Genomic DNA, 7,374 nt, shown 5'->3' with positions numbered 1-7,374 from the left:
GCGTGCCCACCATTCTGGCTCGAATGCGGATGGTGGGCACGGCGCTGTCGCGCCTTTGCCCACCCTACGCGACCGCCGTCATTCCGGGGCGCGACGAAGTCGCGAGCTCTGATGTGCAATTGCACATCAGAGAATCCATCGGGCGGTAGACCAAGTGGATGAATGGATTCCGGGCTCGCGCTTCGCGCGCCCCGGAATGCCGAGGCAGAAGGGACTACACGCCCGCCATCATCACGTATTTGATCTCGACATATTCTTCCATGCCGTGATGCGAACCTTCGCGGCCCAAGCCGCTCTGCTTGACGCCGCCGAACGGCGCGACTTCGGTCGTGATCAGGCCGGTGTTGACGCCGACCATGCCTGATTCCAGCGCCTCCGCGACGCGCCACACACGCCCGAGGTCGCGTGAATAGAAGTACGAGGCGAGGCCGAACGGCGACTTGTTGCACATCGCGATCACGTCGGCTTCATCCTTGAAGCGGATCACCGGCGCGAGCGGGCCGAATGTCTCTTCCTGCGATACCAGCGCATCCGCCTTGACGTCGGACAGCACCGTCGGCTCGAAGAAGGTGCGGCCGAGCGATGAGCGCTTGCCGCCGGTGACGACCTTGGCACCGCCCTTCACCGCATCCGCAATGTGCCGCTCGACCTTCTCGATCGCTTCCATGTTGATCAGCGGCCCCTGCACCACGCCTTGCTCGGTGCCGTCGCCGATCTTCATGGCGGCAACCTTCTTCGAGAGCTTCTGCACGAACTCGTCGTAGATCTTGTCCTGGGCATAGAGGCGGTTGGCGCAGACGCAGGTCTGGCCCATGTTGCGGTACTTCGAGACAGTCGCGCCCTCGACGGCGGCATCGATATCGGCATCATCGAACACGACGAAGGGCGCGTTGCCGCCGAGTTCCAGCCCGAGCTTCTTCACGCCGACCGACGACTGCCGGTACAGGATCTTGCCGACCTCGGTCGAGCCGGTGAAGCCGACAAAACGCACCGCCGGGTGCTCGCACAGAACCTTGCCGATCGGCGGCGCATCGCCGGTGATGATATTGAACACGCCCTTCGGCACGCCGGCCTTCTCGGCCAGCGCCGCCAGCGCCAGCGCCGAGAGCGGGGTTTCGTTGGCAGGCTTCAGCACCACAGTGCAGCCGGCGGCGAGCGCCGGCGAAACCTTGCGGGTGATCATCGAGTTCGGGAAGTTCCACGGCGTGATCGCGCCGCAAACGCCGATCGGCTGCTTGATCGCGAGCAGCCGCGCATCCGGCCGCTGGGTCGGGATGGTCTCGCCATAGACCCGGCGGGCTTCCTCGGCGAAAAACTCGACATAGGCGCCGCCGATATCGACCTCGCCGAGCGCCTCGGCCAGCGGCTTGCCCTGTTCCGAGGTCAGGATCAGCGCCAGATCCTCGCGGTTGGCGATGATCAATTCGAACCATTTGCGCAGGATGTTGGAACGCTGCTTGGCCGTCAGCTTGGCCCAGGTCGGGAACGCGCGTTCCGCGGCCTCGACCGCCTTGGTGGCGTCATCGGCGCTCATCTGCGGGATCTTCGCCAGTTCGACCCCATCAGCCGGATTGTTTACGGAGAAGACGGGCGTGCCGACCCAGGCGCCATCGATGTAGCAGCGGTCGCGCAGCAGCGAGGGATCTTTCAGGCGATCGCGAAGCGAGGTTCCTGATTGCGAAGCGCGTGCGGCAACGGGCGGGTTCATGGCGTCACTCCTGAAATTTTCTGGGCGTATCGCCCCAACATAGGTCGAAACAGGCCGCAATGCATCGTCCGCTGAAGGCGGACGCGTCAAGCAATTTTGCGGGGTGCGGGAGCCGCCAGCGCGTTTTCGAGCGAAGCATGCCCGCGGACTTGATCCGAAGGTGGACACCGGTTCGCTGCGTAGACTTATCTGCGCAGAAAACGCACCAAAACTAGAATCTAGAGCTTCGGTTCTGATTCAATCAGAACCGAAATGCTCCAGAGCATGATCCGGAAAAGTGGACACCGGTTTTCCCTCGCGACAAACGCGAAGCGTTTGCGCGGAGATCATGCTCAAACAAAGAGCTAGAGCGGGATGACGTTTCGAAGAAAAGTCATCACGCTCTAGGCCGCGCCGTGCAGATAGGTTTCGCGACGCCCGATCATGCGCTCCGCCGCCGCCTTGGCATCGGCCTTCGACGACGTTGCGCAGGTGCGGTATTCGAGATCCGGCAACTTGGCCGGGTCACGGCGACCGAACCACGACCTGGGCGCGACCTGCAGCAGCGCCAGCGCCTGCGCGACATTGTCAACCGCCTCGAAGGAATGCAACGCGCCGGTTCCGGCGTAGCGGACCTCGTAAAGGCCGGGGCTGATCGGGGCTTCGATGTTCTCGCTACGTCCGGGCCGGGGATATCGTTTCCACTCACTCCACGTCGAGATCATCGCCACATCCTTAAGCCAATTCAAAAGCAACCATTTGCTTCAAAACATTCAGTCCAGAAGCATGGTTTGCCTTGGGATTAGAATGCGTTAGATCACGAAATCATCGACGGGAAGCAATACCAAATCACGTTATCGTGGATGGCTCCCACAAGCGGCGGGATCGGCAGCCGTTCACGGTTAAATCTGTGTGACATGCCACCGTCGCGGTGTTGCCCTTAGCCGCATCCCCTGAGGAGGCCGCTTGCGGGACGCGGCGCGCGGGAGGAAGATCATCGTCTTCACAACAACAATCAGGAGGCGCCCCCATGCAGAGCAAAGCTCAGATCGATCAGCTTCTCCGTCAGAAATGCGACGCGAAGGAAATCCCCGGCGTGGTCGCGATTGCCGCGACCGGCAACGAGATCATCTACGAGAACGCGTTCGGCAAGCGCGACCTCGGCAAAGACGATGCGATGACGACGGACAGCGTGTTCTGGATCGCCTCGATGACCAAGGCGGTGACGGGCGCGGGCGCGATGCAATTGGTCGAGCAGGGCAAGCTCTCGCTGGACGAGCCGATCGGCAAGGTGCTGCCTGATCTCGCTTCACCGCAAGTGCTGGAAGGCTTCGGCGCCGATGGCGAGCCCAAGCTGCGGCCGGCCAGGACGCCGATCACGCTGCGCCATCTGATGACGCACACCGCGGGCTTCTGCTACCACATGTGGAACGGTGACATGGGGAAGTATGTCGCGAAAACCGAGATGCCGACCATCACCACCTGCAAGAACGACGCGCTGAAAGTGCCGCTGGTGTCCGATCCCGGCACGCGCTGGGAGTACGGCATCAATATCGATTTCATCGGCAAGGCCGTTGAAGCTGCGAGCGGCAAGCGGCTCGACGCTTACTTGCGCGATCACCTGTTCGCGCCGCTCGGCATGAACGACACCGGATTCAAGATCAGCGATGCCATGCGCCAGCGCCTGGTCGGCATGCATGCGAGAGCCCCCGACGGATCGCTCGCGCCGATCCCGTTCGAGCTCGAGCAGGAGCCGGAATTCCACATGGGCGGCGGCGGCCTCTACGCGACCGCGGGCGACTACATCAAGTTCACGCGGATGATCCTCAACAAGGGCCGCGGCAACGGCAACCAGGTGCTGAAGCCCGAAACCGTGGCGCTGATGGGCCAGAACCACATGGGCGATCTCAACGTCACCAAGATGGTCTCGGCCGATCTCACTCTGTCCAACGACGTCGATCTCTATCCGGACATGGACAAGAAGTGGGGCCTGAGCTTCCTCATCAACACCGCGAAAACGGCGGAGGGACGCAGCGCCGGCAGCCTCGCCTGGGCGGGCCTGGCCAACACCTATTACTGGATCGATCCGACGCGCGACGTCGCCGGCGTGATCCTGATGCAGCTATTGCCGTTCGGCGACGGCAAATGCCTGGAAGCTTTTGCGGGCTTCGAACGTGGCATCTATGCCGGCCTCGATGCCGGCAGCGGCCAGAAGGCGGCGTGATGGCGTAGGGCGGATTAGCTTTTCGCCTTCGCCAAGCGCGAAGGCGAAAAGCATGATTTCCCGCCCGCTCGCCACATGTGCCTTAAAGCGAACTACGCGTCTGGCGGGGCAAGAAGACCGGCTGCCGTCTCACGGCCTTTGCGGGATACTCAATCCACGCTGCACTGCGGGCCGTGCTAGTCCCCGTTCGAGCCAAGCGGGCACTTCTTGAAGACTGTCGAAGTCAACGAGTTCGCGCGCCTCATAGAACCCGATCAGGTTGCGCACCCAGCCAAGCATCGAAATGTCGGCGATGGTATATTCATCGTCCATGATCCACTCCCGCGCGGCGAGATGCGTTTCCATGACGCCCAGCAGGCGTTTTGACTCATTGACGTACCGCTGAAGTGGGCGCTTGTCCTCGTATTCGCGGCCTGCGAATTTGTTGAAGAAGCCGAGCTGGCCAAACATCGGTCCGATCCCACCCATCTGGAAATGCACCCACTGGATAGTCTTGTATCGGCGAGCCGCGTTGGCCGGCAAAAGCTTGCCCGTCTTCTCCGCGAGATATTGCAGGATGGCACCGGATTCGAACAAGGGCAGTGGCTGACCCTCCGGGCCGTTCGGATCGAGAATCGCGGGAATCTTGCCGTTGGGGTTGAGCGAAAGAAATTCGGGCGTGTGCTGGTCGTCCTTGTTGAAGTCGACCAGATGCACCTCGTAAGGTAGCCCGATCTCCTCCAGCATAATCGAGACCTTTACGCCGTTGGGTGTCGGCAGTGAGTAGAGTTGCAAGCGATCTGGGTATTTCGCAGGCCAGCGCTGTATGATCGGGAAATCAGCAAATTTTGGCATCTCTCAACTCGCTCTTACGGCTCGATTACGCTTTTGGAGGGGTAAACATCACGGCGGGTGAACGTCTGTGGCTACGTGTGTTTGCCAAAGCGGTACACCTTCGTGGCAGCTACGGCTGTATGGATACGCAACTATTGATCGTCCGAATTCATGGCATGACGGTTCAGCTTAGCCACGGAGTATTGCGTATCCGAACGCACGCGTTTGGCCTACGAAATGTGGGATCGTGATCTTCGATATAATCGACATTGACTGTGCCGAACGTGGTCTGGGGCTTCTTCAAGGCGGAGCACGTCTGAACCTGGATGAACTCATTCTTGAAATCACCACGAGGAAACGCGGCAATGACCTGGTCGCGCTGCTCTCGCGTATAGTCGTCATATCCAATGCCGACGACGTCCACTAGAACACCTGCATTCGTGAGAGCTATTTCTGGCCGCATGTATTGGGGAATGCCTGGCGTGGTATGTAAGGCGATTGCTTCCCACACCAGATCCGCTTTCGGATCCGGGATGCCACGGCTCTTGAGGAATTCGCGGGCTGCATCGGCGCTGTCGACTTCAAACCGCTTCGTATCGGTATGGTAAGGGTGGACAAGACCCAGATCGTGAAACAGCGCTGCGACATAAAGCAGTTCAGAATCGAATTTTAGGTTCTGACGGATTCCCTTCATCGCACCGAACACAAACACGCGAACCGAGTGGTTGAACAACAACTCGGTTTCATGTTGCCGCACGAGTTCGGCGGCCTCCCGTGCGATCTTGCTATCGGGGATCTTAACGCCAGAAATAACGTCGGCCATTGTCGAACTCCCGTCTCCGTATCTGTGCCGCTGGTTACAAGAAATAGATCGGTCCGCACGGATCATAAAACAGTACCAAGATTGCCAATTTTGACTGTACCATCGCGCGGTGGCCGTCCTCCCCATCCAACTTGATCGTGCCAGAAGGACACCACTGGCTGCCCAGATCTATTGCGTGATCCGAGAGAGCATCGAGAACGGGCGGCTCGCCTCCGGCCCACGGTTGAACTATCGATGGTGCATTGCGAGTTGCCAATCTTGGTACTGTTCCCGATCAGACGGCCCCCTACCTCTGATCAGTATCACCGGTTGACGCAAGCCGGCTGTTGGGTCAATGGCCGACGCTCGTTTTTCAAGCTGACCCGCGTCTTAGTAGGGAGTCCAGAATGGCAAGCACCCCCGTCGACGATGCGTCCCAAGGTCCTGCTCGCTGCCCCATGTTGGCATGGCGAGTACACGAATTCGGATCGCCGGAAGTGATGATTTTGGATCGGGTTCCGCGGCCAGTTCCTGGTCCGGGCGAGGTCCTCGTCGATGTTCACGCAGCAGGAGTCGGTCCCTGGGACGGCTGGATCAGGGCCGGCAAAAGCGCCTTGCCGCAGCCTCTTCCTCTTACGCTCGGCTCTGATCTGTCCGGAACAGTCGCGGCCGTGGGACCGGGCACTTCCGGCATCGCTGTCGGAGATCAGGTTTTCGGAGTGACCAACAGCCAGTTCCTTGGTGCTTACGCAGAATACGCCGTGGCCTCTGCTGGGATGCTCGCGAAGAAACCAAGCTCGCTGAGCTATGCCGAAGCGGCCTCCGTTCCCGTCGTTGCGGTCACGGCGTGGCAAGGTCTGTTCGACCACGCTCGCCTCGAAGCCGGGCAGACGGTCGTCATCCACGGAGCGGCGGGAAATGTCGGAGCCTACGCGGTTCAGCTCGCTCGTCGCGCTCGCCTGCGTTCAATCGCCACCGCGGGGACCAAAGACATCGAGTACGTGCAGTCCCTCGGTGCCGACAGAGTATTGGACTATCATACGCAACACTTCGAGGAAGAGGTGAAGGATGCGGACGCGGTGCTGGATCTCGTCGGAGGCGAAACGCAAATACGTTCTTTTCAGGTTCTTCGCCCGGGCGGCAGGCTGATCTCCGCTGTGTCCCAGCCTGATCAAGACCGCGCAAAGCACCACGGGGTCACCGCGGCCTTCTTCTTGGTGGAGGTGACCACCGAGCGTCTTCGCGAAATTGCCGATCTCATTGATCGCGGTGAACTGAAAACCCGCGTCGGCGCAGTTCTTCCTTTTGCCGCTGCGCGAGAAGCCCATATGATGTTGGAAGGCCAACGGCCGCCGCCGAAAGGGAAGATCATTCTCGATGTGGGGGGCTCGGGCTAAGTCACCGCGCCCGCTTGAATTGGGGCTAACCATGAGTGTGGCGGCGAGCAGCTGTGAAGGCCGACGGCTCCCGCGCGAGTCGGAACACACGGCCGAGAACGACGCCAGCGCGCCGTCTGGCCAGCGGCTGTCCTATCGAGGCGCCGTGCGGCGCAGGTCCGGGAGTCGCGATGCCTTGGAAGGACGGAGAAGAAAAATTCGCGAGCAATTCCAATGCGATTTGCTCTGTCCAGCCGTCGCGCGAAAAACATTCCGCTTTCGCCGTCGGGCAAATCAGTGATTTAACTCCGCGCGTCTCACGGCGGATGAGGGGCGGGTCGCGATCGTCACGAGCGTTGCGGTGAGATGCGATGGACGTGAAGCGTATGACTGACGAGCACGCGCATCACGGACGGCGAAGTCGTGTGGTCCTGGCGCCCCGACGCTGGCGCTAAGTTTTTCGCGCGAACCA

At 60.6% G+C, this 7,374-nt stretch carries 6 protein-coding genes; 2 read left to right on the top strand and 4 right to left on the bottom strand.

Annotation, left to right across the window (positions count from 1 at the left end):
• Positions 1-214: 214 nt before the first annotated feature.
• A complete protein-coding gene (locus CWO89_RS38230; RefSeq protein WP_130583515.1) occupies positions 215-1,708 on the bottom strand; it encodes an NAD-dependent succinate-semialdehyde dehydrogenase in 1,494 nt (497 codons plus the stop codon).
• Between the two features lie 383 nt (positions 1,709-2,091).
• Positions 2,092-2,412, bottom strand: a complete 321-nt coding sequence (locus CWO89_RS38225; protein WP_130583517.1) for a hypothetical protein — start codon at positions 2,410-2,412, stop codon at positions 2,092-2,094.
• Between the two features lie 305 nt (positions 2,413-2,717).
• On the opposite strand from CWO89_RS38225, the gene CWO89_RS38220 reads away from it, so the two are divergent.
• Positions 2,718-3,911 carry a serine hydrolase domain-containing protein gene (locus tag CWO89_RS38220; RefSeq protein ID WP_130583514.1) on the top strand — a complete coding sequence of 398 codons (1,194 nt, stop codon included), beginning with the start codon at positions 2,718-2,720 and terminating at the stop codon, positions 3,909-3,911.
• A 129-nt stretch (positions 3,912-4,040) separates the two neighbouring features.
• Here the strand turns inward: CWO89_RS38220 and CWO89_RS38215 are convergent, their stop codons facing one another.
• Positions 4,041-4,745 carry a glutathione S-transferase family protein gene (locus tag CWO89_RS38215; protein ID WP_130583513.1) on the bottom strand — a complete coding sequence of 235 codons (705 nt, stop codon included), beginning with the start codon at positions 4,743-4,745 and terminating at the stop codon, positions 4,041-4,043.
• Positions 4,746-4,908: 163 nt separating this feature from the next.
• Positions 4,909-5,547 carry an HD domain-containing protein gene (locus tag CWO89_RS38210; protein ID WP_130583512.1) on the bottom strand — a complete coding sequence of 213 codons (639 nt, stop codon included), beginning with the start codon at positions 5,545-5,547 and terminating at the stop codon, positions 4,909-4,911.
• 437 nt (positions 5,548-5,984) lie between these two features.
• Between CWO89_RS38210 and CWO89_RS38200 the strand changes: the two genes are divergently transcribed.
• A complete protein-coding gene (locus tag CWO89_RS38200; protein WP_130583516.1) occupies positions 5,985-6,923 on the top strand; it encodes an NADP-dependent oxidoreductase in 939 nt (312 codons plus the stop codon).
• Positions 6,924-7,374: the final 451 nt, after the last annotated feature.

Source organism: Bradyrhizobium sp. Leo170 (genome assembly GCF_004296405.1).
Taxonomy (GTDB): domain Bacteria; phylum Pseudomonadota; class Alphaproteobacteria; order Rhizobiales; family Xanthobacteraceae; genus Bradyrhizobium.
Note: the sequence above shows the minus strand (reverse complement) of the source record. Positions and strands in the feature narration are given on the sequence as shown.

Bases quoted from the DNA above. Each gene is read 5' to 3' on its own strand.
- CWO89_RS38230 (WP_130583515.1), bottom strand. From the start codon at position 1,708: ATGAACCCGCCCGTTGCCGCACGCGCTTCGCAATCAGGAACCTCGCTT.
- CWO89_RS38225 (WP_130583517.1), bottom strand. From the start codon at position 2,412: ATGATCTCGACGTGGAGTGAGTGGAAACGATATCCCCGGCCCGGACGT.
- CWO89_RS38220 (WP_130583514.1), top strand. From the start codon at position 2,718: ATGCAGAGCAAAGCTCAGATCGATCAGCTTCTCCGTCAGAAATGCGAC.
- CWO89_RS38215 (WP_130583513.1), bottom strand. From the start codon at position 4,745: ATGCCAAAATTTGCTGATTTCCCGATCATACAGCGCTGGCCTGCGAAA.
- CWO89_RS38210 (WP_130583512.1), bottom strand. From the start codon at position 5,547: ATGGCCGACGTTATTTCTGGCGTTAAGATCCCCGATAGCAAGATCGCA.
- CWO89_RS38200 (WP_130583516.1), top strand. From the start codon at position 5,985: ATGTTGGCATGGCGAGTACACGAATTCGGATCGCCGGAAGTGATGATT.